Source organism: Devosia sp. (assembly GCF_036676215.1).
Lineage (GTDB): Bacteria > Pseudomonadota > Alphaproteobacteria > Rhizobiales > Devosiaceae > Devosia.
The window spans coordinates 1-21,287 of record NZ_JAKFDJ010000077.1 but is presented as its reverse complement, the minus strand read 5'-3'; the positions used below and the strand labels follow the sequence as shown (position 1 = coordinate 21,287).

General features: G+C 63.5%; 16 protein-coding genes. 8 read left to right on the top strand and 8 right to left on the bottom strand.

Annotated elements, in window-relative coordinates:
• Positions 1–10 precede the first annotated feature (10 nt).
• The 6 genes from V6M52_RS08655 to V6M52_RS08630 are packed head-to-tail and all read left to right on the top strand — an operon-like array spanning position 11 to position 7,587.
• Complete coding sequence (locus tag V6M52_RS08655; protein WP_332685814.1) at positions 11–991, top strand: sugar-binding transcriptional regulator; 981 nt, start codon at positions 11–13, stop codon at positions 989–991.
• Positions 981–1,973 (top strand): aldo/keto reductase, encoded by a 993-nt coding sequence (locus V6M52_RS08650; RefSeq protein ID WP_332700725.1) that lies wholly within the window; start codon positions 981–983, stop codon positions 1,971–1,973. Before V6M52_RS08655 ends, V6M52_RS08650 begins: the two co-directional genes overlap by 11 nt.
• A complete protein-coding gene (locus V6M52_RS08645; RefSeq protein ID WP_332700724.1) occupies positions 1,970–3,652 on the top strand; it encodes a glycerol-3-phosphate dehydrogenase/oxidase in 1,683 nt (560 codons plus the stop codon). Before V6M52_RS08650 ends, V6M52_RS08645 begins: the two co-directional genes overlap by 4 nt.
• Positions 3,649–4,485: a class I fructose-bisphosphate aldolase gene (locus V6M52_RS08640; RefSeq protein WP_332700723.1), complete on the top strand. Its 837-nt coding sequence runs from the start codon at positions 3,649–3,651 to the stop codon at positions 4,483–4,485. The genes V6M52_RS08645 and V6M52_RS08640 overlap by 4 nt, the downstream gene beginning before the upstream one ends.
• Before the next feature lie 4 nt (positions 4,486–4,489).
• The gene (locus tag V6M52_RS08635) at positions 4,490–5,986 is read left to right on the top strand and encodes an FGGY-family carbohydrate kinase (protein WP_332700722.1); all 1,497 of its coding nucleotides are present in this window, start codon (positions 4,490–4,492) and stop codon (positions 5,984–5,986) included.
• On the top strand, positions 5,983–7,587 hold the full coding sequence (locus V6M52_RS08630) for a GMC family oxidoreductase (RefSeq protein WP_332700721.1): 1,605 nt from the start codon (positions 5,983–5,985) through the stop codon (positions 7,585–7,587). Before V6M52_RS08635 ends, V6M52_RS08630 begins: the two co-directional genes overlap by 4 nt.
• A gap of 102 nt (positions 7,588–7,689) precedes the next feature.
• On the opposite strand, the gene V6M52_RS08625 is transcribed toward V6M52_RS08630, so the two are convergent.
• The 8 genes from V6M52_RS08625 to V6M52_RS08590 form a co-directional block, all read right to left on the bottom strand.
• Positions 7,690–9,933: a glycoside hydrolase family 95 protein gene (locus tag V6M52_RS08625; protein WP_332700720.1), complete on the bottom strand. Its 2,244-nt coding sequence runs from the start codon at positions 9,931–9,933 to the stop codon at positions 7,690–7,692.
• An 11-nt stretch (positions 9,934–9,944) separates the two neighbouring features.
• On the bottom strand, positions 9,945–11,006 hold the full coding sequence (locus V6M52_RS08620; RefSeq protein ID WP_332688209.1) for an ABC transporter ATP-binding protein: 1,062 nt from the start codon (positions 11,004–11,006) through the stop codon (positions 9,945–9,947).
• Positions 11,007–11,025: 19 nt separating this feature from the next.
• Entirely contained in the window at positions 11,026–12,069 is a 1,044-nt protein-coding gene (locus V6M52_RS08615; protein ID WP_332700719.1) for a LacI family DNA-binding transcriptional regulator, read from the bottom strand.
• A 115-nt stretch (positions 12,070–12,184) separates the two neighbouring features.
• Positions 12,185–14,212 (bottom strand): alpha-amylase family protein, encoded by a 2,028-nt coding sequence (locus V6M52_RS08610; RefSeq protein ID WP_332688211.1) that lies wholly within the window; start codon positions 14,210–14,212, stop codon positions 12,185–12,187.
• A gap of 2 nt (positions 14,213–14,214) precedes the next feature.
• On the bottom strand, positions 14,215–15,036 hold the full coding sequence (locus tag V6M52_RS08605) for a carbohydrate ABC transporter permease (RefSeq protein ID WP_332688212.1): 822 nt from the start codon (positions 15,034–15,036) through the stop codon (positions 14,215–14,217).
• Positions 15,033–15,995 (bottom strand): carbohydrate ABC transporter permease, encoded by a 963-nt coding sequence (locus tag V6M52_RS08600; protein WP_332688213.1) that lies wholly within the window; start codon positions 15,993–15,995, stop codon positions 15,033–15,035. The genes V6M52_RS08605 and V6M52_RS08600 overlap by 4 nt, the downstream gene beginning before the upstream one ends.
• The gene (locus tag V6M52_RS08595) at positions 15,995–17,287 is read right to left on the bottom strand and encodes an ABC transporter substrate-binding protein (RefSeq protein WP_332688214.1); all 1,293 of its coding nucleotides are present in this window, start codon (positions 17,285–17,287) and stop codon (positions 15,995–15,997) included. Before V6M52_RS08595 ends, V6M52_RS08600 begins: the two co-directional genes overlap by 1 nt.
• Positions 17,288–17,750: 463 nt before the next feature.
• The gene (locus V6M52_RS08590; protein WP_332700718.1) at positions 17,751–18,809 is read right to left on the bottom strand and encodes an ABC transporter ATP-binding protein; all 1,059 of its coding nucleotides are present in this window, start codon (positions 18,807–18,809) and stop codon (positions 17,751–17,753) included.
• Positions 18,810–19,196: 387 nt separating this feature from the next.
• On the opposite strand from V6M52_RS08590, the gene V6M52_RS08585 reads away from it, so the two are divergent.
• Both V6M52_RS08585 and V6M52_RS08580 read left to right on the top strand, forming a co-directional pair.
• Positions 19,197–20,600 (top strand): ABC transporter substrate-binding protein, encoded by a 1,404-nt coding sequence (locus tag V6M52_RS08585; protein WP_332700717.1) that lies wholly within the window; start codon positions 19,197–19,199, stop codon positions 20,598–20,600.
• A 148-nt stretch (positions 20,601–20,748) separates the two neighbouring features.
• On the top strand, positions 20,749–21,287 hold a 539-nt coding region (locus V6M52_RS08580; RefSeq protein ID WP_332700716.1), incomplete at its 3' end, for a carbohydrate ABC transporter permease.

The following is a 21,287-nucleotide window of genomic DNA, read 5'->3' as shown; positions in this document are numbered from 1 at the left end:
GGGTATTTTCATGACCGAGAAAAAAGAAGACTTCGAAGCCATCCGCCAGATCTACACGGTGCTGGTGCTCCATTTCATGGATGGGCTGACACAGCAGGCCATTGCAAGCCAACTCAATCTGTCCACCTCCAAGGTCAATCGGCTGATCACCCAGGGGCGCAAGCTGGGCATGGTGCGGATCGACATCGAAAGCCCGTTTCAGCGGCTCGTCGAACTGGAGCAGCGCCTGATGGATATCGCGCGACTGGTCAGCACCGTGGTTACCCCCACCGTGCCGGGCAGCGCAGAATCGACCCTGCAACAGGTCGGGCGCGCCGCCGCCAACCAGTTGCTCGAAACCCTGCGGGACGGGGACATCATTGCCATCACAGGCGGCAAGGCGGTGAGTGCGGTTGTCGACAACCTGCAGCCCGAACGCGCCTTCGATGTCACGGTCGTGCCGCTCACGGGCGGTGTGCAGGGCAAGTTCTATACCGACGTCAATCACCTTGCGACGCAACTGGCCGACCGACTGGGCGGCCGGACCATGCTGGTCCACGCGCCGCTCTTTGCCGAAAGCCGCGAGCAGCGCGACATGCTCATGGATATGGCCTCGATCCGCGAGGTGTTCGATCTCGCCCGCAAGGCCTCCGTAGCGCTGGTCGGCATCGGCTCCATCCGCACGCCCGGCTCGAGCTACTACGACCTGCACCCCATTTCCGCCGCCGACCGGGATGCATTGTTCAGCCAGGGCGTCAGCGGCGAGATGATGGCCCATCTCATCCATGCCGACGGCAGCGTGGCCGATTTTCCGCTCAATTCGCGGCTGGTGGCGCTCGACCCGACCGAACTGATCCGCTGTCCGCAGGTCATCGGGGTCGCGGCAGGCACCGAGAAAGTGTTGCCGATCCAGGCGGCACTGAACGGTCGCTTCCTCAAGTCCCTTGTCGTTGACGAAGTGACCGCTGCGGCGGTGCTGACTGCCATGGAAAGCAAACAGAATGTCGCCTGATGTGCTGACGCGCGAAATCGGCCGATCCGGCATAAAGGCATCTGCGGTCGGCCTCGGCACCTGGGCCATCGGCGGCTGGATGTGGGGCGGCACCGACGAGGCCGTTTCCGTCCGGGCCATCGAAGCCTCGATCGACGCCGGCATCTCCCTCATCGACACCGCCCCGGCCTATGGCCTGGGGCGCAGTGAGGAACTGGTGGGCCAGGCCATTGCCGGCAAGCGCGACAAGGTGGTGATCGCCACCAAATGCGGTCTCGACTGGCACAGCGGCAAGGGCAATCGCTTCTTCGAGGAAGACGGCGTCCCGGTCCATCGCTACCTGGGGGCCGACGGCATCGCCCACGAAGTCGAACGGAGTCTGAAACGCCTCGGCACCGACCATATCGATCTCTACATCACCCATTGGCAGGATCCGACGACGCCGATTGCCGAAACCATGGAAGCGCTGCTGCGCCTCAAGCAGCAGGGCAAGATCCGCGCCATCGGCGCCAGCAATGTCGCGCCGGACGACCTCGCGGCATACCTCGCAGCCGGACAACTCGACGCCATCCAGGAACGCTACTCGATGCTCGACCTGGGCATCGCGGAGACGTTGCTGCCCATGACCAAACCGGCCGGTGTCGCCACGCTGAGCTACTCATCGCTCGCGCTCGGTCTGCTGACTGGCAAGGTCTCCGCCTCGCGTGTCTTCGCGGGCGATGACCAGCGCGCCGCCGATCCGCGCTTTTCACCAGAAAACCGCCAGCATGCTGCAAGCTTTGCACAAGCAATCTTGCCGCTTGCTGACCAGCACAATGCCAGTGTCGCCCAGCTCGTCATCGCCTGGACGCTGGCCCAACCCGGCATCACCTTCGCCCTCTGCGGCGCCCGCGACCCGGCGCAGGCGCTCGACAATGCCAAGGCCGCCCGCCTCAGCCTTGACGCCGCCGACCTCGCCCAGATCGATGCTGCCCGCGCCACTCACCTCGCCGCCATTCCATGAACCGCCAGACCATAATAGAGCGGCTCAAGGCGCGGCCCGAGCCCGCCGTGCTCATCATCGGCGGGGGGATCAACGGCATTTCGGTGTTCCGCGAGCTGGCGCTCAACGGCGTCGATGTAGTTCTGGCCGAAAAGGCCGATTATTGCTCGGGCGCCAGCGGCGCGCTGTCGCGCATGGTGCATGGTGGCTTGCGTTACCTGGAAAACGGCGAGTTCAAGCTGGTCCGCGAAAGCCTGCTTGAACGGGACCTGCTGCTGGCCAATGCCCCCCATTATGTGCGCCCCTTGCCGACGACGGTGCCGATCTTCGGAGTGTTTTCCGGGCTGACCAGCGGCGCCCTGCGCTTCCTGCGGCTGTCTCGCCGGCAGGGCCGGCGCGGCGCCGTGCTGATCAAGCTGGGGCTGTCCCTATATGACCTTTTCACCGCTGGCCGCCGGGCACTGCCCACCCACGCCTTTCACGGCCGCGCCAAAACCCGAGCGCTGTTCCCCGCCCTCAACCCCGGCGCCCGCGCCTCTGCGACCTACTACGACGCCTGGGTCAGCCGCCCTGAACGGCTGGCGCTCGAAATGCTCGGCGAAGGTGTCGCCGCTGGTGGACTGGCACTCAACCATGCGTCGATTGGCCAGGACGGTTTGGGGCTGGTGCTGCGCAACGGGATCGACGGCGCCGCCATCCCGATCCGCCCCCGCCTCGTCATCAATGCAACGGGCGGCTGGATCGATCTCACCAACGCCTCCATCGCCACCGACGCCCCGCGTCTGATCGGCGGAACGATGGGCTCGCACCTGATCGTCGACAATCCCGCACTCTACCGGGCACTGAACGGGCAGATGATCTATTACGAGAACGAGGACGGGCGCATCTGCATCGTCTTTCCCTATCTCGGCAAAGTGCTGGTCGGCTCCACCGATGTCCGCATCGACGACCCGGACGCGGCCATCGCCAGCCCGGCCGAGCAGGACTATATCCTCGCCTCGCTCTCGCTGATCTTCCCCAGCATCGTCGTAGCGCCGGACGAAATCGTCTTCCGCTTTGCCGGTGTACGGCCGCTTCCGGCCAGCGCTACCGCGGTGACCGGGCGGATCCCGCGCGATCATTTCTGTGAAGTGATCGAGGGCAGCCCGCCGGTGCTGTGCATGATCGGCGGCAAGTGGACGACCTTTCGCTCCTTCGGGGCTCTGGCCGCGGACACGGCCATGGACCGGCTGGGCGTCTCCCGTACCCTCGATACCGCATCGCTGCCCATCGGTGGCGGACGCGACTATCCCAAGGACCCGACGCGCTGGATTGCCGACCTCGCCGCAAGGACCGGGCTGCCGGAACCACGCATTTCCGCACTGCTCGACCGCTACGGCACCCGGGCCGCCGAACTGGCGCAAGGCTTCGGTCCCGAGGCGGACATTGCCGGCCACTCGGCGGCCGAACTCGCCCACCTCATTGCCCATGAGCAGGTCGAGACACTGGCCGATCTGCTCATCCGGCGCACCACCATTGCCATCACTGGCGCTCTGTCGCTGTCGGTCATCGCCAGTTGCCTCGACCTGTTGTCAGCGGCCAGGGGCTGGACGGTGGAGCGTGCCGACGCCGAGCGGCAGAGCTTTCTCACCCTGCTGACCACACGCCACGGGTTGAGCGTCGAATCCCTATCCCGCCGTGACCAAAGGACCCCTGCATGAGCCAAAAATTTCGCTTCAACCGCCTTTTTGGCCAGGGCAAGTGCCTCGACATCGCCATCGATCACGGTGTCTGCAACGAGCCAAGCTTTCTCGACGGACTCGAGGACATGCCCGGCGTGGTCGGGGCCCTGGTCGCAGCACAACCCGACGCCATCCAGATGAACTACGGCCAGGCCGACCTGCTGCAATCACTACCCGGCAGGGACAAGCCCGCTTTGGTCATGCGCATCGACATGGGCAATCCCTATAACCGCCAGCGTCATCGCGCCATGTGGGCTTTGCTGCAGAACGAGGCGGATCCGCTGATCGGCGCCCTGCAGATGGATGCTGCCTGCGTGGTGGTGAACCTCTTCATGCTTCCCGACGAGCCGGACCTGTTCCGGCAGTGCGTGAGCAATATCGCCCGCGTACGCGCCGATTGTGATCGCTACGGCATGCCGCTGATGATCGAACCGCTGGTGATGCTGCCCAATTCCGACCGCGGCGGCTACATGGTCGACGGCGACGCCGAAAAGATCGTGACGCTGACCCGACTGGCCCGCGAGATGGGCGCCGACATCGTCAAGGCCGACCCGACCACCAACCCGGAAGACTTCCATCGCGTCGTCGAGGCCGCGCGCTGCCCGGTTCTGGTGCGCGGCGGCGGCAAGGAAGACCTCCGCGCCGTGTTCGACAAGTCGGCGGCGCTGATGGGGCAGGGTGCCATGGGCATGGTTTACGGCCGCAATATCTACCAGCACGCCAATCCCGGCGCCGTGGTGCGGGGCCTGATGGCGCTGATTCATGACGGCGCCAGCGGCGCCGATGCCTGGTCAATCTACGAGCGAGGATAGGACGATGCCCGATTATCTGCTGGGACTCGATGCGGGCAATACGGTCATCAAGGCCGCCCTGTTCGACGCTGCCGATGGACGCGAACTGGCCGTCGTTGCCCAGGATGGCCATGCCAGCCTGCCGGCCCCCGGCCATGTCGAGCGTGATCTCGACGAACTCTGGGCCAATGCGGTCACGGTGATTTCGGCCTGCATCGCCAAGGCCGGCATTGATCCGGCCCATATCCGCGCCATCGGCTGTGCTGGCCATGGCAACGGGCTCTATGCCCTGGACCGATCAGGCAAGCCGCTGATCGGTATCCAGTCGCTCGATACGCGGGCCGTCGACCTGGTGGGTGAATGGGCGGCGCAGGAGCTGGGTGCCCGCACCTATGCGATATGCCGCCAGGGGCCGTGGTCGGCACAAACGCCGACGCTGCTGGCCTGGGTGAAGCGCCACCGGCCCGAGCTCTATGGCCAGATCGGCACGGTGCTGCTGTGCAAGGATTTCGTTGTCGGGCAATTGACCGGCGCGCGCGTCAGCGAAACCACCGATATGTCCGGCTGCGGCCTGCTTTCTGTACCGGGACGAACCTATGACGCCGATCTCATGGAGCTCTACGGCCTGGGCGATGCCATGCCCATGCTGCCGGACCTGCTCGAAAGTGCCGACATTGCCGGGCATGTCAGGCCGGACGTCGCGGCGCTGACCGGTTTGGTCGCCGGAACGCCGGTGGTTGCCGGCCTGTTCGACGTGGTGGCGAGTGCCCTCGGTTCGGGTGTGTCTGAAACCGGCCAGGCCTCGATCATCGCCGGCAGCTGGAGCATCAATCAGGTGGTGTTGGACCAGCCCATCGACCAGCCCCCCGTCTTCATGCAGTCGAGCTTTGACCGCACCCGGTGGCTGGCCATTGAATCCAGCGCGACCTCGGCGGCAAACCTCGAATGGCTGGTGCACCAGTTCATGGGCGAGGTGCAAGGCGATCGCTTCGGGATGGCCAGCGACCTGGTCGCATCGGTTGATCCATCAGAGGACACACCGATCTACCACCCCTTCCTCTATGGGGCGCAGCAGGATGGACGGGCGCGGGCCGGCTTCTACGGCATTGGTGGCTGGCACAGCCGGGCGCACATGCTGCGCGCCCTGTTCGAGGGCGTCGTTTTCGAGCATGCGCGCCATATCGACGTGCTGCGGCGCGCCGGTGCTATAATTTCCTCGGCAACCCTCTCGGGCGGTGGATCGCGCAGCTCCATTTGGCCGCAGATCTTCGCCGATGTGCTTGAAGTGCCGGTCACCGTGTCGCGCAGTCGCGAGACGGGCGCTCTGGGTGCGGCCATAGCGGCCGGGACTGGCATCGGCCTCTTCGCTGACTATGCCGCGGGCACCAGAGCGATGACCGCGCCGGCCCGCCACTACGCGCCACAACCGGAAAGCCGCTCGCATTATGCAGCGCGCAGGCACATCTACACCGAGCTGATGCAGGCCATGACGCCAGTCTGGGCCAAAATGGGCCAGCCATGACCCCCGAACTGGGCCAGTATGACTTCATCATCGTCGGCGCTGGGTCGGCCGGCTGTGTGCTGGCCAACCGGCTGAGCGAAGACCCGCGGCATTCCGTGCTGCTGCTCGAAGCGGGCGGCAGCGACCGTTATCACTGGGTCGATATCCCGATCGGCTACCTCTATTGCATGGGCAATCCGCGCACCGACTGGATGATGAAGACCGAACCGGAACCGGGTCTCAACGGCAGGGCATTGCCCTATCCCCGCGGCAAGGTGCTGGGCGGGTGCTCCTCGATCAATGGCATGATCTACATGCGCGGCCAGGCTGCCGACTATGACGGCTGGCGCCAGCAGGGCAACCAGGGCTGGGGCTGGGATGATGTGCTGCCCTGGTTCCTCAAATCCGAGGACCACCATGCCGGCACCTCCGAGGGACATCACGCCGGCGGCGAGTGGCGGGTGGAAAAGCAGCGCCTTTCCTGGCCCATTCTCGATGCCTTCCAGGCCGCGGCCGAGGAAATGGGCATTCCGCGCGTCGCCGATTTCAATGGCGGCGACAATTTCGGCTCGGGTTATTTCGAGGTCAACCAGCGCAGCGGCGTGCGCTGGAACACCTCCAAGGCCTTCTTGCGCCCCGCCATGCAGCGCCCCAACCTGCGCGTGCTGACCGGCGCAGAAGCCGAAAGCCTCCTGATGGACGGCAAAAGGGTGACCGGCATTGTCTTCCAGCATGGCGGCAGGCGCGTTACCGCCAGCGCGGGGCGCGAAGTGATCCTGGCGGCCGGGGCCGTTAATTCCCCCAAGCTGCTCGAACTCTCCGGCATAGGCCGGCCCGACATACTGGGTGCCCTGGGCATTACCGTGCGGCATCAGCTCAAAGGCGTGGGCGAAAACCTGCAGGATCACCTGCAGATCCGCACTGTCTTCAAGGTGCGCAGCACGCGCACCCTCAACACGCGATACCACAATCTTCTGACGCGCGCCGGCATGGGGCTCGAATATGCATTCCGACGCAGCGGCCCGCTTTCCATGGCCCCCAGCCAACTCGGGATCTTTGCCAAGTCCGACGCGCGCATGGCCACGCCCGATCTCGAATATCATGTCCAGCCGCTGTCCACGGACCGCCTGGGCGAACCGCTGCACAAGTTCGACGCTGTCACGGTCTCGGTCTGCAACCTGCGGCCGGAAAGCCGGGGCAGTATCCATATGGCGACCCCGGACCCTGGCGACGCCCCAAGGATCAGGCCCAACTACCTCTCGACGGAAGCGGACCGGCATGTCGCGGCGAATTCAATCCGCCATGCCCGCAGCCTGATGCAGACCAAAGCCATTGCTCGATATGAACCGGAGGAAATGCTGCCGGGGCCGCAATTTGCCAGCGACACCGAGCTGGCGGCCAAGGCCGGCGACATCGCTACCACAATCTTCCATCCTGTTGGCACCTGCAAAATGGGATCTGATCCCATGGCGGTGGTGGATGCCCAATTGCGCGTCCATGGCCTGGGCGGAATCAGGATTGTGGATGCCTCGATCATGCCCACGATCGTCTCGGGAAATACCAATTCCCCGGTGATCATGATCGCCGAACGCGCGGCCGACTTCATTTGTCAGGGTCACTAGAGGCACGCATTCTGTGACCGGGGACGTCGGGTCGACAACAATCAGGAGTTTTACCTCCCACCTGCGCCTACGAACGCAAGGACTGCGATGCGCCAGCTATTGCTAACGCATCGCAATCTCCGTCGACATCCCTGCCTGTAGCACTATCGCTACCCTGCGACCCGCTTCCCTTACGACGACGTGCTGCGTCGTCTCGGACCGCAAGCCGATAGAGGTGCTGCGCCCGCCGGACCATTTCAGGTCAACTTCGATTCCGCCGCGCACACGCATGCCGCAGACCGCCCCCTCCGGCCATAGGTCCGGCAGGGCTGGCAGCAGGATGATTTCGCCATTGCGGGACTGCACCAGCATTTCGAGAATGCCAGCCGCCCCGCCAAAATTGCCGTCGATCTGGAACGGCGGATGCGCGTCGAACAGGTTGGCGTAGCTGCGATCGGGGTTGAGCAGCAAAGCCAGGACGTCATGGGCATGGTTGCCATCGCCGAGCCGCGCCCACAGGTTGATGCGCCAGCCAATGCCCCAGCCGGTGGCGTCGTCGCCACGGATTTCGAGCGAGCGCTGCGCCGCCGCCGCGAGCGCTGTGCCGGGCTCGATTTGCTGGCTCGGATAAAGGCCATAGAGGTGCGAGACATGCCGGTGGTGAATTTCGGGAACGTCCATGTCCCAGTCTTCCATCCATTCCTGCAATTGGCCCGCCGTGCCAATCCGGTGCGGCACCAGCCGTTCGCGGGCCGCTGCCACCTCGTCCCGCATCGGGTCGGTCTCGCCCAGTTGGGACGTCGCAGCGAGATAGGCATCGAACAGGTCGCGGATCAGCTGGTTGTCCATGGTCGGCCCGGCGCAGAGCGCGGCGCCATGCGGGTGGACGTTTTCGGGGGACAGCGACGGCACGGTGACGAGGTGGTTGGTTCCGGGCAAGGGTTGCAGGATGTCCAGGATAAAACGCGTGGCGCCTTCGAGCACTGACAGCAAGCGGCGCACCAGGGCCTCAGGGCGCCCCGCGAATTCCGCATGGTCCCAGAGCTGCGCGCAGAGCCAGGCGCCGCCTGTCGGCCACAGCCCCCATTGCGCGCCGTCGACCGGGCCTGTAGCTCGCCACAGGTCGGTATTGTGATGCAGTACCCAGCCGCGCGCGTCGTAGTGCGCGCGGGCCATTTCTGCCCCCGTCACGGTCAGGTCTTCGGCCAGCGACAGCAAGGGCTCGAAGCACTCGGCAAGATTGGCCGCATCGGGCAACCAGTAATTCATCTGCAGGTTGATATTGGCGGTGTACTTGCTGCCCCAGGGCGGCTGCGTTTCCTTGTTCCAGATGCCCTGCAGAGTGGCCGGCTGGGTGCCAGGGCGGCTCGACGCAATCATCAAATAGCGGCCATACTGCACATAAAGCGCGGCAAGTGCTGGATCGTCGCCCATGGCGAAATTGGCGATGCGCCCATCGGTCGGCAGGTCGGCGGCCGGCGTTCTTCCCAGGTCGATGGACAGGCGGTGGAATAGCCGTTGGTGCTCGGCAATGTGCGCGGCGCGAAGATCGGCGTAGGATTTGCCAGCGACGGCCGAGCGACGCGCGGCCAGCAGCGTAGCCGGGTCGCCCGAAACGTCATCGAAGCGGCGGAAGCTGGTGGCGATATCGACGATGATCACCGCCGCGTCGGCGTCGCGCACCACCAGCCGATTGCCGCGTCGCTCGTTGCTGCCACCCTCGATGCGCAGGTCGACGCCGATGCCGAAGGTCAATTGGCCCGCAACGCCGTGCGTGCCGAAATTCTGCCCTGCAAAGGAAATGGCAGTGGGTTCGCCCGGCACAATCGCGCCCAGTTGCGGGCTGTCAAGCCAGATATCAAAGCTCAGCGTGCCTGGCCGCGAGCCAGTTACGCGAGTGACCAGCACGTCGTCGTCGGCCGACACGAAAGCCTCGCGCTCATATGACCGGTCGGCACCGCCCATTCCCCTGGCCACATAGCTGGACCGGGCAATGGCGGTGTCCAGGTCGAGTGAGCGCCGATAGCTTCCTGCGACAGCCTCGTGGCCGAAATCGAGAAACAGGCTGCCCGCCGGCTGGTAGCTCATCTGCAGAAGCGGCACGGCCATGGAATGCTGGTTGGCCAGCGCCTCTGCCTCGGCATAGCGCCCGGCAAGGATCAGCTCGCGCACCGCCGCCAGGTTGGGGAGCGCGTCCGGATTGGTGGGCTGGTACGGCCCGCCCGACCAGAGCGTGGATTCATTGAGTTGCAGTTCCTCGCGACCCACCCCGCCAAAGACCATGGCGCCCAAGCGACCATTGCCGAGCGGCAGCGCATCAGTCCATTCCCGAGCCGGAGCCCGGTACCAGAGTTCATTGTCGTGCATTGGAGATCCAGTCAGGGCGCCCGGCGCAGTCGCTCGCCGTTGGGGTGGAACAGCATGGCCCGGTCGGCCCGAATGCCGATGTTGACAGTGTCGCCGGCCTTGATGCCCGGCCGGTCGCGTACCTCGATCACCACCGGCTCGCCCGAGGCGACGCTGCCATAGAGGTAGCGGGTGCCGCCCAGGTTTTCGACGACATCGACCAACACGGACAATTGTCCATCGCCGGGTTCGGAAACCGCAAAATGCTCTGGCCTGATGCCGACCACGACCTCTCCGACATCCTGCTGCGCATTGGCCAATTGTCCGCCGGCATCAAGCCTGAGCGCCCCGCCCTCGAACCGTCCGCGCAGGAAGTTCATGCGCGGCGAACCGATGAAGCCGGCGACGAAGAGATTGTCCGGATTGTCGTAGAGCTCTTCGGGCGTGCCGGACTGCTCGACCTTGCCGGCGCGCATGACGACGATCTTGTCGGCAAGCGTCATCGCTTCGGTCTGGTCGTGCGTCACATAGATCATGGTCGAGCCGAGCTTGTTGTGCAGCTTGGCAATCTCGACCCGCATGGAGACGCGCAGTTCGGCGTCCAGATTGCTGAGCGGTTCGTCAAACAGGAACACTTCGGGATCACGCACGATGGCGCGGCCGATGGCGACACGCTGGCGCTGCCCGCCCGACAGTTGTCCCGGCTTGCGGGCCATCAGCGGTTCGATCTGCAGGGTCTGCGCTGCCGCTGCCACCCGCGCCGCGATCGCCGCCTTGTCGAGCCCGGCCATGCGCAACGAAAAGCCGATATTCTGCTCTACTGTCATGTGGGGATAGAGTGCGTAGTTCTGGAACACCATGGCCACGCCGCGCTCGATGGGGTCGGCGTCGTTCATGCGGGCCCCGTCGATCTGCAGCTCGCCGTGGGTGATCGGTTCAAGCCCGGCGATCATGCGAAGCAGGGTGGATTTGCCGCAGCCAGAGGGGCCGACAAAGACCGTGAAAGACCCATCCTCGATGGTCAGGTTCAGCCCCTCGATGACCTCGACGGTCCCATAGGACTTGCTGACATTTTCCAGTTCAACCTTGGCCACTGATCCTCCTTCGAGCCGATTACCGCCGCAGCCGGCGGGCCGAGCCTCGCAATATGATGTCGTTGTCGATGCGCAGGGTCCGGCGACCCAGCGCGCCCGGATCGTCGAGGCGTTCCGCCAGGACGCTAGTAATCGCCTCGGCGAGCTTTTCTACCGGCTGGCCCACCGCGGTGATCCCTGGCTGGTGCACAGTGAAGGCCGGTACATCGTCAAAGCTCACCAGCGACAGGTCGCGCGGGATGGACAGTTCGTGCTCGCGCAACCAGCGCAGGGCGCCGATCGTCATGTTGTAGTTGGCGCCGAACAAGGCTGTCGGCGGCTCGGGCAGCGCCAACAGGTCGCGCATGCCGGCATAGCCGCCAGTCTCGCTCCAGCCGCCGTCGACGATGAGCTCGGGGATTTCCTCAATCCCGTGGTCCTTGAAGGCGTCGCGGTAGCCGGCGAGGCGTTCCCGCGCCACCGAGTTCTTGAGATTGCCGTGAATCGTGGCGACCCGCGTATGGCCGAGGTCGAGCACATGGTCGACCAGGCGCTTGCTGGCCTTGCGGTTTTCAACGAACACGCGGTCGGCCGCGAGGCCCGGCAGGTCATTGTCGTAGAGCACGACGATCAGGCCCTGGTCGATATAGGGCGCCATACCCGCGCGTAGATCCTCATTGCCATCCATCACCACCGCATCGACGCGATGGCTGGCGAAAAATTCGAGCCCTTCCATGAACGAGCGCGGTTCCATGTCGTGGCAGTAGCAGAGCACCGCTCGCCCGGCCTGCCGCATCTTGCGGGTCAAGTGGTCGAGCAGGGCCGCATGGAATTCGCCCAGTGACGGCACCATCAGCCCCACGATCTGGGTGGTGTTGGTCTTCATCGACACGGCAATGGAGTTGCGGCGATAGCCCAGTTCAGCGATGGCGCGCTCGATCGGCTCGCGATTGCCGCTACGCACCGGGAGGCCGTTGAGGTAGCGCGAGACGGTGCCGATGGCGACGCCCGCCGCCATCGCTACGTCCACGATGGTGGCTTGGCGCCGGCTCCGGATCTCCGATTTGCTGGTCTGTTCCGACATAGATGAAGTGGTCCCGCGAAAACGCGCCCGTCCGGGACTGGCCGGGCGCCGTTCGCATAGATATCTGGCCCGACGGCCGCATGCCACAGCACGCGGCCCTTGTGCCCGCTTCAGTTCAGGCATTTTGCTCGAACACCACGGCGGCATGGATGCGCAGCCGGTCGAGCGTCACGCCATATTGGCCATCTCCCAGGTCCTCGATCGCCACTGGCGCACCCGATATCGCATCATAGGCGCGGGCCGGCCGGGCGGGCAGGCGCACCCTGGCGCTCACCGGCCCGATCGCGGGAATGTCCTCTATCATCTCCATGATCCGGATTCCCTCGCCATTGGGCAATGGGACAGACTTGCCGCGAACCTGCGGCGGACCATACAGCAAGTGAAGGATGTGGCGGGACTTGGGCTCCTGCCAGGTCAACGTCGCCCGGCCGGCTGAGGGAAGATCGGTCTCGAGCGCCGGCCTGGGCAGCAGTTTGTCCAGCAAACCGCGCACGAGGTACTTATAGAGTGGCTGCCCCATGGCGTGGTATATCGTGAAGATCGGGTAGGCGATGTAGGCGACGCCGCCATTGAGGGTCACGCCCGCGCCGAGCGGTTCGGCATCCGGATTATCGGGGGCGTGCTGATGCGACGAAAAATGCTGATAGGTCCGGTTGAAATAGGATGGCACCACGTCTGCCAGAACGGACGCGCCTTCGCTGACGATAGCTTGCGCCGTGCCATAGACCACGAAGGGGGAAGCTGTCATTCCCACGTCCAGTGCCGCGCTCGCCCGGAGATATGATGGATCGAAAGCCACCTGCCCGGTACTGCGGATGCCGGCCGGCACGGCGAACCGTCCATCGGCATCCATCGCCGACGTTCCCGACAGCAGCAGCTTGCCGCCAGCAGTGACAAAGGCATTGAGCCGCTGTGCGATCTTGCCCTCCACCGGAATTTCGTCGGGCAGGACTATGACGCGATAGGCGGCAAAATCGGCACTAGGGTCGATCACGTCGAATGGGCGCTTCAACTCCTGCAGCATCTGCGCCGCGCCATCGTCAGCATGGTTGTTGCGCGCGCCGATTGGGTGGAAATACTCGGCCGACAGGATCGCCACCTCGGACACTTGCCTGGCGTCTTCAAGATAGGGTTCGAGCTTCTCTACGCGTGCATAAGCAGGACCGATCGAGGCATAGGTGTCGAGGTTGATTGCGCCGTTGGGGTGAAGCTGGTCGCCCACCAGGCACTTTGAGCCAAGCGCCACCATCTGCGCCGCCTCATATTCGAGCGCGTCGGGATGCTTGAAGCCGCCGAATTCGCCCCATGAGGTGTGGAATTTGCCGGTATGGGCGACGAAGTCGAGACCCAGCGTCGCGGCGTAACGGGCGCTTGACGGGAAATGGTCATAGCCCCAGCCACCGGTCGGCAGGCTCTCGAGCTCGAGATGGCTATAGGGCGCGAAGCGCCTTGGGCCCTGTTTGTGGATGTGACCGCAATTGTAGAAGACGCGCAGGCCGGGGAATTCCGCATTGAGCACCGCGCTCATTTCGCTGCGGAACACCTCGTTGACCCACTCGTCCTTCTGCAGGCGATGCTCGGGGTTGGCCGGATCGAGCCCCTGCGCTGCCATCGTGTCGAGACATTCCTGGCAGACGCAATCGGGTGTCAGAACGATGTCGAAGAAGATGCCCGGCGTATCGTAGGCGCTGGCGACTTCGCGCGCCTGCGCCAGCAGCTCGTCGCGATAGGCCTTGTGGTTGAGACAGAGCGTGTGCCAGCCCGCCTGCATCTGGCCGGGATCAAAGCGGTTCTCGGTGGCCGAGCGCACCCTCCACTCGGGATGCAGTCGCGCATTCCGTTCATCCCACTGCACCGAAATATAGATGGGGCACTCGATATCGGCCGCCGTCAGCGCCGTGACCATGTCGCCCAACAGGTCCGGACGTGCCAGTTGCGGGTGTGGCGCGCCGGCCCTGGTGGGGTAGTAGGACCAGCCGTGGTGGCACTTGGCAAAGATAGTAATCGAGTCCACGTGCGCCGCCTTGAGCGTCCGCACGAAATCGTCCGGATTGAAGGCCGCGCCGACGCCCGGAATGTGCTCCGAGGTGTGGAAGTCGAGGTGAATCTGCCGGTAGCGGAGCGGCTTGTTGGTGCGTTGCATAATTAGTCCTTGGCGCCGGCGCGAGTTTGCGAGCCGGAGGCGAATTGGCGTTGGAAGACGAGGAACACGACGAGCGGGACAATTGTGGTGACGATGGCCGCCACGCTGCGCAGGTCCCAGTTGAGGTCATAGGTGCCCGACACCCGGGTCAGCAGCACCGGCAGCGGAATGTTGGTGCGCAGATAAAGCATCGGCAGCAGCAACGAGTTCCAGCACCACAGAAATTGCAGGATGCCCACCGCGAAGATCGCCGAGAGACTGTTGGGCAGCACCACGAACCAGAAGGTGGCGATCGGCCCGCAGCCGTCGATCCGTGCCGCCTCGATCAGCTCCTTGGGAAAATCCTCCATGAAGTTCTTCACGAGGAAGATCGACCAGGCGAACGAGAGGCCCACATAGGGAATGAGGACGGCGAGGATATTGTCGATCAGCCCGGTGTCACGCCAGAGCTGGAATAGCGGGATTACCACCACCTGCACCGGCAGTACGAAGGCATTGATGATGATGATCAGGATCAGCCTGCGGAAGGGGAAATTCAGAAAGTGGAATGCGTAGGCTGCAGCCGGCGTCAGCAGCATGGTCGCCACCGTGGCGATGCTGGTGACGATCAGTGTCGTCCAGAAGGCGTCAGCCAGAGGATATTCATCCCATACACGCTGCCAGGCATCGAGGGTGAAACGCAGGTTTTCCGGCCGCCACCAGCCCAGCGTCACGTCCTGTGGCGGGCGGACCGAGGTTACGACAATACCCAGGATCGGGATGATCCAGATGACGGCAATGACGCCGACCACCCAGACCGTCCAACTGGGAACGCGGCCGATCATCTGGCACCTGCCGTGCGCTGGATGATGGCGGGAATGGAGATGACCAGCACTGCGACTAGCAGGATCACCGTCGCGGCGGCGCCGTAGCCTAGTTTGAACTGCGTCATGGATTCCCGATACATGAAATAGCCCACGGTCTCGGTCGAGCGCACGGGCCCACCGCCGGTCAGCACATAGATGATGTCGAAGGCGCGGAGGCTCCCCAACAGGTTGATGAACACCGCGACGCGAACGCCGGGCATGGAAAGCGGCACCATGATGAAGCGCATGATGGAGAGCGGCTTGGCGCCGTCCATGTAGGCCGCCTCGAGCACGCTGCGCTGAATTGACTGCACTGCGGCAAAGCACAGCATCAGCGGCAGACCAACCCCGCTCCAGGAGGCGGCGACGATGATCATCCACAGAGCCGTGTCGGGGTCACCCAGCCAGGGATGGGCGAAGCCGGGCGAGAAGATGCCGACGACCGAATTGAGCAGCCCCGCCCGATCTGGGCGCAGCATGGAAATCCACATATAGCCACTGACGGCCTCGGAGACGCCGAAGGCGGAAAAGATCATGACGCGAAACGGCAGTGTCCGTCGCGGCGCAAACGAGCAGAGCATGGCTAGGAACCAGCCCAGGCTCACCGTGATTGCGGTGGTCCCCAGCGTGAAGACCAGCGTGGTCCATAGCGTGTTGCGGAAGGCCGGGTCGGTGAACAGCTTGATGTAGTTGCCGATGCCGACGAATTTCGGCTTGCCCAGGCCCTTGATGTCGAAAAAGCTCAGCCGGATGGTCTCGACCAGTGGATAGATCACCGTGATCGCGAAAAGGATCAGCACCGGAATGATCAGGAGCCAGGCAGCCGGCACATCGCCCAGCCGCCACCTGCGGACGGCGACCGGCTGACGCCGGCCACCGCCCACGGGGGAGGAGACCTGGGGCGGACGTGCCGCCGCATCTGCGGCGGACACGCTCATCAGTACGATTCCGCTGCCTTGGCTTCGATGGCGGCCGTGACCGCATCGATATTGGCGTCGGACGGATCTTGCAGGAACTTCTGCAATTGAACCCGGTATTCATCGACCAGATCGCCCGGCAGCAGGTCACCCAGCACGAACTGTACCTGGCTGGCTGCGACGGCTGCGGTCGCCTGCTGCTGCACCGGCCCGAGCAGCGCCGGGTCGGCATGGTTGCTGGGCGAGGCGTAGCCGTAGTCGGCCAGGATCTTGGTTGCTTCGGGCGAGACGATATATTCAATGAAGGCATCGGCCGCCGCCGGGTTGTCTCCATTTGCGGTGGCCAGCAGCTCCTTGGCATCGACGCTCGAGGTGTCGTCATGGCCCAGACCCAAGGCGGGAAACTGGAACAGCGAATAGTCAACGCCTTCGGTCAGGCCGTAGTCGCCGATGGCCCGGGCATTCATCCACATGCCGATCAGCAGGAAATTGCCGGCATCAGCCTTGAATATCTGGTCGGCCGAGAGGTCCCAGTCGCCCGCGAACATCTGCTCGGGCGTGCCGCAGCAGCCGGCATTGAGCATTTCGGCATACTTGCGCAACGTGGTCTTGACGACGTCGTCGGTCCACGGGATTTCGTGGGTGGCGAGTTTGGCGGCGGCTTCAACGCCACCAACGCGCAGCAGCAGCGACTCGAACCATTCGCCATGCGCCCAATACTTGCCGGGCATCGGGATCGGGGTTTCGTAGCCGGCGGCCTTGAGGGTTTCGATGGCGGCGATGAACTCCTCCCAGGTCTTGGGCGGCTCGACGCCCGCATCGGCGAGGTGGCTGGTCTTGTACCAGATGCCCGAGCGGTCACCGTAGGTATACTGCACGCCATAGGTGACGCCGTCGGTGGTGCCGAGATCACGCCAAGACTGGTTGAGCGCCGCATCGAGGCCGAGCGCAGCCCACTGCTCATCGAGCGGCCGCAGTACGCCGGCATCGGCCAGTTCCTTGCGGAAGGCCGGCCAGGTGTTGATGATCAGATCGACCTTTTCGCCGCCGAGAATGGCGGTGCGGATGCCACCGCGGGCGTCACCCTGCGCGGTGATCGCCAGCTCACGGATGGTGACGTCGGGGTTCTGGGCGATGAAGTCGGCTTCGAGCTTCTGCCACATCTCGGCGTCGGTGCCGCCCTGCCACTGCAGAATCACTAGCTCACCACTGAGATCCTGAGCGAGCACAGTCGGCACAAGGCCTGCCATCGCAGCCAGTGCCACACCGGCCAAAAGCGTCCGGCGTCGTAGATCACGACTAAACTTGGTCATTGATGTCTCCTCCCTTGATCCGACGTTTCCCATCGGTTTTCATCAAGTAAGTTGAAACGTTATCATCTAATGTGGTTTTGACAAGAGAGCTGTTTCGCACCATGAGCAAAGTGCCGGACGGCTATCGCGGTTGAATCTCGGCCAGTTCATCTGCCCACTCTTCCACGAGCCAGCAACCATCGGTGCGCCTGTTGCCGCAACGCACTGACATCGAACGAAAGCATGGGGCGTCAGCTTGGCGTCCCACCTGACGATGCGGGGCGGTCTTGGTGCAACGCGGCTTGCGATCTGAGATCTGTTGCGGCCAACGCCCCGCTTGCCAGATCAATTCAGCAAGCCAGCCCGTACCGTTCTCTCGGTGGGTTGTCGTAGGCTGCCAAACGCGTAGGTAGATTGGGGGGCCACCCCGATGCTTGCTGGGATGGTCCGTGTAGAATGCAGATTCATCGGCACCCGACTGCCGTCAGCGGACGATGCGCCTTCCGGTTTTAACGTCGAACAGGTGCAGCAGGCTATTGTCGAAGGCAATGCCGATAGATTGACCGGGACGAGCGCTGATACGCTCCCGGAACACCCCAACAAGGTCCTGCCCCCCCAGGCTAAGGGTCACCTGGGTTTCAGAGCCCGTCGGTTCGATGACGACAACTTCTGCCATGGTTCCGGTGGGATCGAGACGCAAATGCTCGGGGCGCACCCCCAGCGTGATGGGGCCATCCTTTACGCCGGGTGGCAAGGTTCCCAGATCGATACTCGTCCCGTCGGCAAAGCGGAACTCGGATCCGGCAATTGAGCCGCCGATGATATTCATTGCGGGTGAGCCGATGAAGCCCGCGACGAAAAGGTTTGCGGGATGATCGTAAAGCTCCAGTGGAGTGCCGATCTGTTCGATATTGCCTGAATGCATGACCACGATCCGGTCGGCCATGGTCATCGCTTCGACCTGGTCGTGGGTCACATAGACCGTGGTGGTCTTGAGGCGCTGGTGGTTGAGCTTGATCTCGCTGCGCATCTGCACCCGCAGCTTGGCGTCGAGATTGCTCAGTGGTTCATCGAACAGGAACACTGTTGGATTACGCACGATGGCGCGGCCCATGGCGACGCGCTGGCGCTGCCCGCCGGACAGGTGGCGCGGATAGCGCTCGAGATAGGGATCGAGGCCAAGAATAACCGCGGCGCTGGCCACGCGGCGCTTGATTTCGTCCTTGGGCACCCGGGCGAGGCGCAGCGAAAACGCCATGTTTTCTTCGACGGTCATATGGGGATAGAGCGCGTAGGACTGGAAGACCATGGCGATATCCCGGTCCTTCGGCGCCAGATCGTTGACGACCATCCCGGCGATTTCAATCTCGCCGCCGGTGATGTCCTCAAGCCCGGCTATCATCCGCAACAGGGTGGATTTTCCGCAGCCGGACGGTCCGACCAGAATGACGAACTCCCCGTCCGCAATGTCAATGGATACCCCGTGCAGCACTTCCAGGCTGCCATAGTTCTTGCGAACGTCTCGGATCGTCACGGCACCCATCTTTTCCTCCCCAGATCGATGGTCGACACTCACCCGCCCCGGCGTGGCCGGTGAGCTCAACAGCATGCAACGCAATCACCAGTATCGCCCTCCGCCCTCCCGGCAGATCGCGCAGGCCACCGCATCCCGACCTGTGTCTAATGCGATGGCAAAGCCTCATCAAGTCTTTTGTGGGACAAAAGGTTGACTCGTTGCCCGTACATCTCCTAGTTCTTTGTCTATCCACCGCCAATGATGGGACAAAAGACCCGCTTGGTGGGTGGAGCGTGTGACGGAGCGGGAGGCTCCCTCACCCGGGAGGACGAGGCGCATTGCGACAGTTTTTACGCCCACCCAACGGGTTCGCACGCGCCCAGCCGCCATGTTCCAACAGGAGGAGACGGAAGCATGACGTCGAATAAATTCAATCGCCGTGACGTGTTGAGGACCGGCGGGGCTGCGGGTCTTGGCCTATTGGCCGCAGGTAATGGCTTGCCCGTATTCGGGCAGGACGCCCCTGCCCCAGAGCTGGATCTGCCGCAGGGCGCCGCCGGCAAGCTGACGGTCATTCACCGCACCGAATATTTCGAGGCGGCGCAGAACCTGTTCCGCGACACGGTCACCAAGTTCGCTGCGGCCAACAATACCGAGCTCGATATCTCGACCACCAATCCGGAATCGTTCGGCGATTTCCTGGGCAAGATGTCGGCCGCCGTTAAGGCCGGCAATCCGCCTGATCTGGCCTATACCAGCAACGTTTCAGTGCCCCAGATGCACCTTCTGGGCTTGCTTGAGGACGTCAACGACGTGGTTGAGGAAGCCATCAGCAAGTACGGCAACGTCATGCGCGGCATCAATGCCGAAAAGATCGGCAAGGTCGACGGCCGCTGGATGGCAATCCCCTTCATTGCCAATACCACCGGCACCTTCTTCCGTGGCGACAAGCTGGCGGAAAAGGGGATTGATCCGCAGACCCTGGACACCTGGGAAAAGCGGCGCGAGGCGGCCCTTGCCATTTCCGATCCGGACAACGAATTCTGGGGCTGGGGTCTCACTGTCAATCAGTCCGGCGACGGCTGGGGCGTGGCGTCTGGTATTCTGAACGCCTTTGGCGGGCACTTTACCGACGAAACCGGCACCAAGGTGGAGTTCGACTCGCCAGAGACGGTCGCGGCTTACGAGTTCATTCGCGAAACCTATGATCGCAATGGCAAATATGCCGCCATGCTGCCCCCAGGCGTTGAAAGCTGGGGCGACATTTCCAACAACGAAGCCTATCTCGCCGGCAGTATCGGCTATACGCACAACGCCTTCTCGGTCTATGCGGCGGCCAAGCGCGACAACAACCCGGTCTTCCCGGGCACCGTTCTGTTGCGTCAGCCCAATGCGAATAACGGCGACAGCCGTGACGGCGGTGCGGTCGGCGGTTGGCTGACCATCTTCAAGGGTGCGCCCAACGCCGACCTGGCCAAGAAACTGGCCCTCGAACTGCTCGATCCGGCCAACTTCACCCCGATGTCGGCGCTGGCCGGCGGGCTGTTCATGCCTGCCTATGAAAGCCTGTGGACGGACGAGCTGATCGCGGCCGATCCGAACTACGCGATCATCAAGGACCAGGTGAGCGTTGCCGAGCCGTTTATCGGCGCTTCTTGGCCAGCCCAGCCGGCCGCGCAGATCGACGCCATCCGCGCTCAGGGTGTGCTGGAACAGTCGATGGGCAATGTGATTGCCGGTCGAATGACGCCTCAGGAAGCCGTGACCGACGCGCACAACAAGATCGTCCAGATCTTCGAAGAAGGCGGTATCATGTAGCCATAGGGGCAGCGCGACGGGGCTGGAATGCACCGCCCCGTCGCGGCTATCGACCGACCAGTGTCTGCGCTGCTCTCGGGCCGTGCAGCCGCTTTCTCGTTTTCGACCGGGGACATTGCCCCGATGGAGTGTGGGCATGGAAGATCGGATGACCTTGACGGTAGGGTTGGCACAGCCGCGGACGACGCGCAAAAAACGTCTGGAGAACCTTTTCGGCCGCGACTGGAAGGTCGGCTATCTGTTTGTACTGCCTATGGTGCTTATCATGGGGCTGCTGATCTTCTGGCCCTTCGTCAGTGCCATTTTCATCAGCACCACGTCGCTGAACTTCCTGACCGGCGAAACCACCGATGTAGGGTTCCGCAATTACCAGCGCCTATGGACCAGCAGCGACTTCCTGCAATCCATTCAGAATACCATCCAGTTCACCTTCTGGTCGCTCGTCCTGAAATTCGTCGTCGGCATGACTGTGGCGCTGATCCTCAACAGCCGCCTGCCTTTCCGCAGCCTGCTCAGCGGCATCATGCTTCTGCCCTGGATCGTTCCCGAGATTGTCACGGCCCTGGCCTGGAAAAGCATCTACGATCCGATGTTCGGTGGCCTCAATCCCATTCTGCAGGGCGTCGGCATCATCGATCGTCCGCTCGGCTGGCTGTCCGATCCCAACATGGCCATGGGCAGCATCAT

Bases quoted from the DNA above. Each gene is read 5' to 3' on its own strand.
- V6M52_RS08655 (WP_332685814.1), top strand. From the start codon at position 11: ATGACCGAGAAAAAAGAAGACTTCGAAGCCATCCGCCAGATCTACACG.
- V6M52_RS08650 (WP_332700725.1), top strand. From the start codon at position 981: ATGTCGCCTGATGTGCTGACGCGCGAAATCGGCCGATCCGGCATAAAG.
- V6M52_RS08645 (WP_332700724.1), top strand. From the start codon at position 1,970: ATGAACCGCCAGACCATAATAGAGCGGCTCAAGGCGCGGCCCGAGCCC.
- V6M52_RS08640 (WP_332700723.1), top strand. From the start codon at position 3,649: ATGAGCCAAAAATTTCGCTTCAACCGCCTTTTTGGCCAGGGCAAGTGC.
- V6M52_RS08635 (WP_332700722.1), top strand. From the start codon at position 4,490: ATGCCCGATTATCTGCTGGGACTCGATGCGGGCAATACGGTCATCAAG.
- V6M52_RS08630 (WP_332700721.1), top strand. From the start codon at position 5,983: ATGACCCCCGAACTGGGCCAGTATGACTTCATCATCGTCGGCGCTGGG.
- V6M52_RS08625 (WP_332700720.1), bottom strand. From the start codon at position 9,933: ATGCACGACAATGAACTCTGGTACCGGGCTCCGGCTCGGGAATGGACT.
- V6M52_RS08615 (WP_332700719.1), bottom strand. From the start codon at position 12,069: ATGTCGGAACAGACCAGCAAATCGGAGATCCGGAGCCGGCGCCAAGCC.
- V6M52_RS08610 (WP_332688211.1), bottom strand. From the start codon at position 14,212: ATGCAACGCACCAACAAGCCGCTCCGCTACCGGCAGATTCACCTCGAC.
- V6M52_RS08605 (WP_332688212.1), bottom strand. From the start codon at position 15,036: ATGATCGGCCGCGTTCCCAGTTGGACGGTCTGGGTGGTCGGCGTCATT.
- V6M52_RS08600 (WP_332688213.1), bottom strand. From the start codon at position 15,995: ATGAGCGTGTCCGCCGCAGATGCGGCGGCACGTCCGCCCCAGGTCTCC.
- V6M52_RS08595 (WP_332688214.1), bottom strand. From the start codon at position 17,287: ATGACCAAGTTTAGTCGTGATCTACGACGCCGGACGCTTTTGGCCGGT.
- V6M52_RS08590 (WP_332700718.1), bottom strand. From the start codon at position 18,809: ATGGGTGCCGTGACGATCCGAGACGTTCGCAAGAACTATGGCAGCCTG.
- V6M52_RS08585 (WP_332700717.1), top strand. From the start codon at position 19,197: ATGACGTCGAATAAATTCAATCGCCGTGACGTGTTGAGGACCGGCGGG.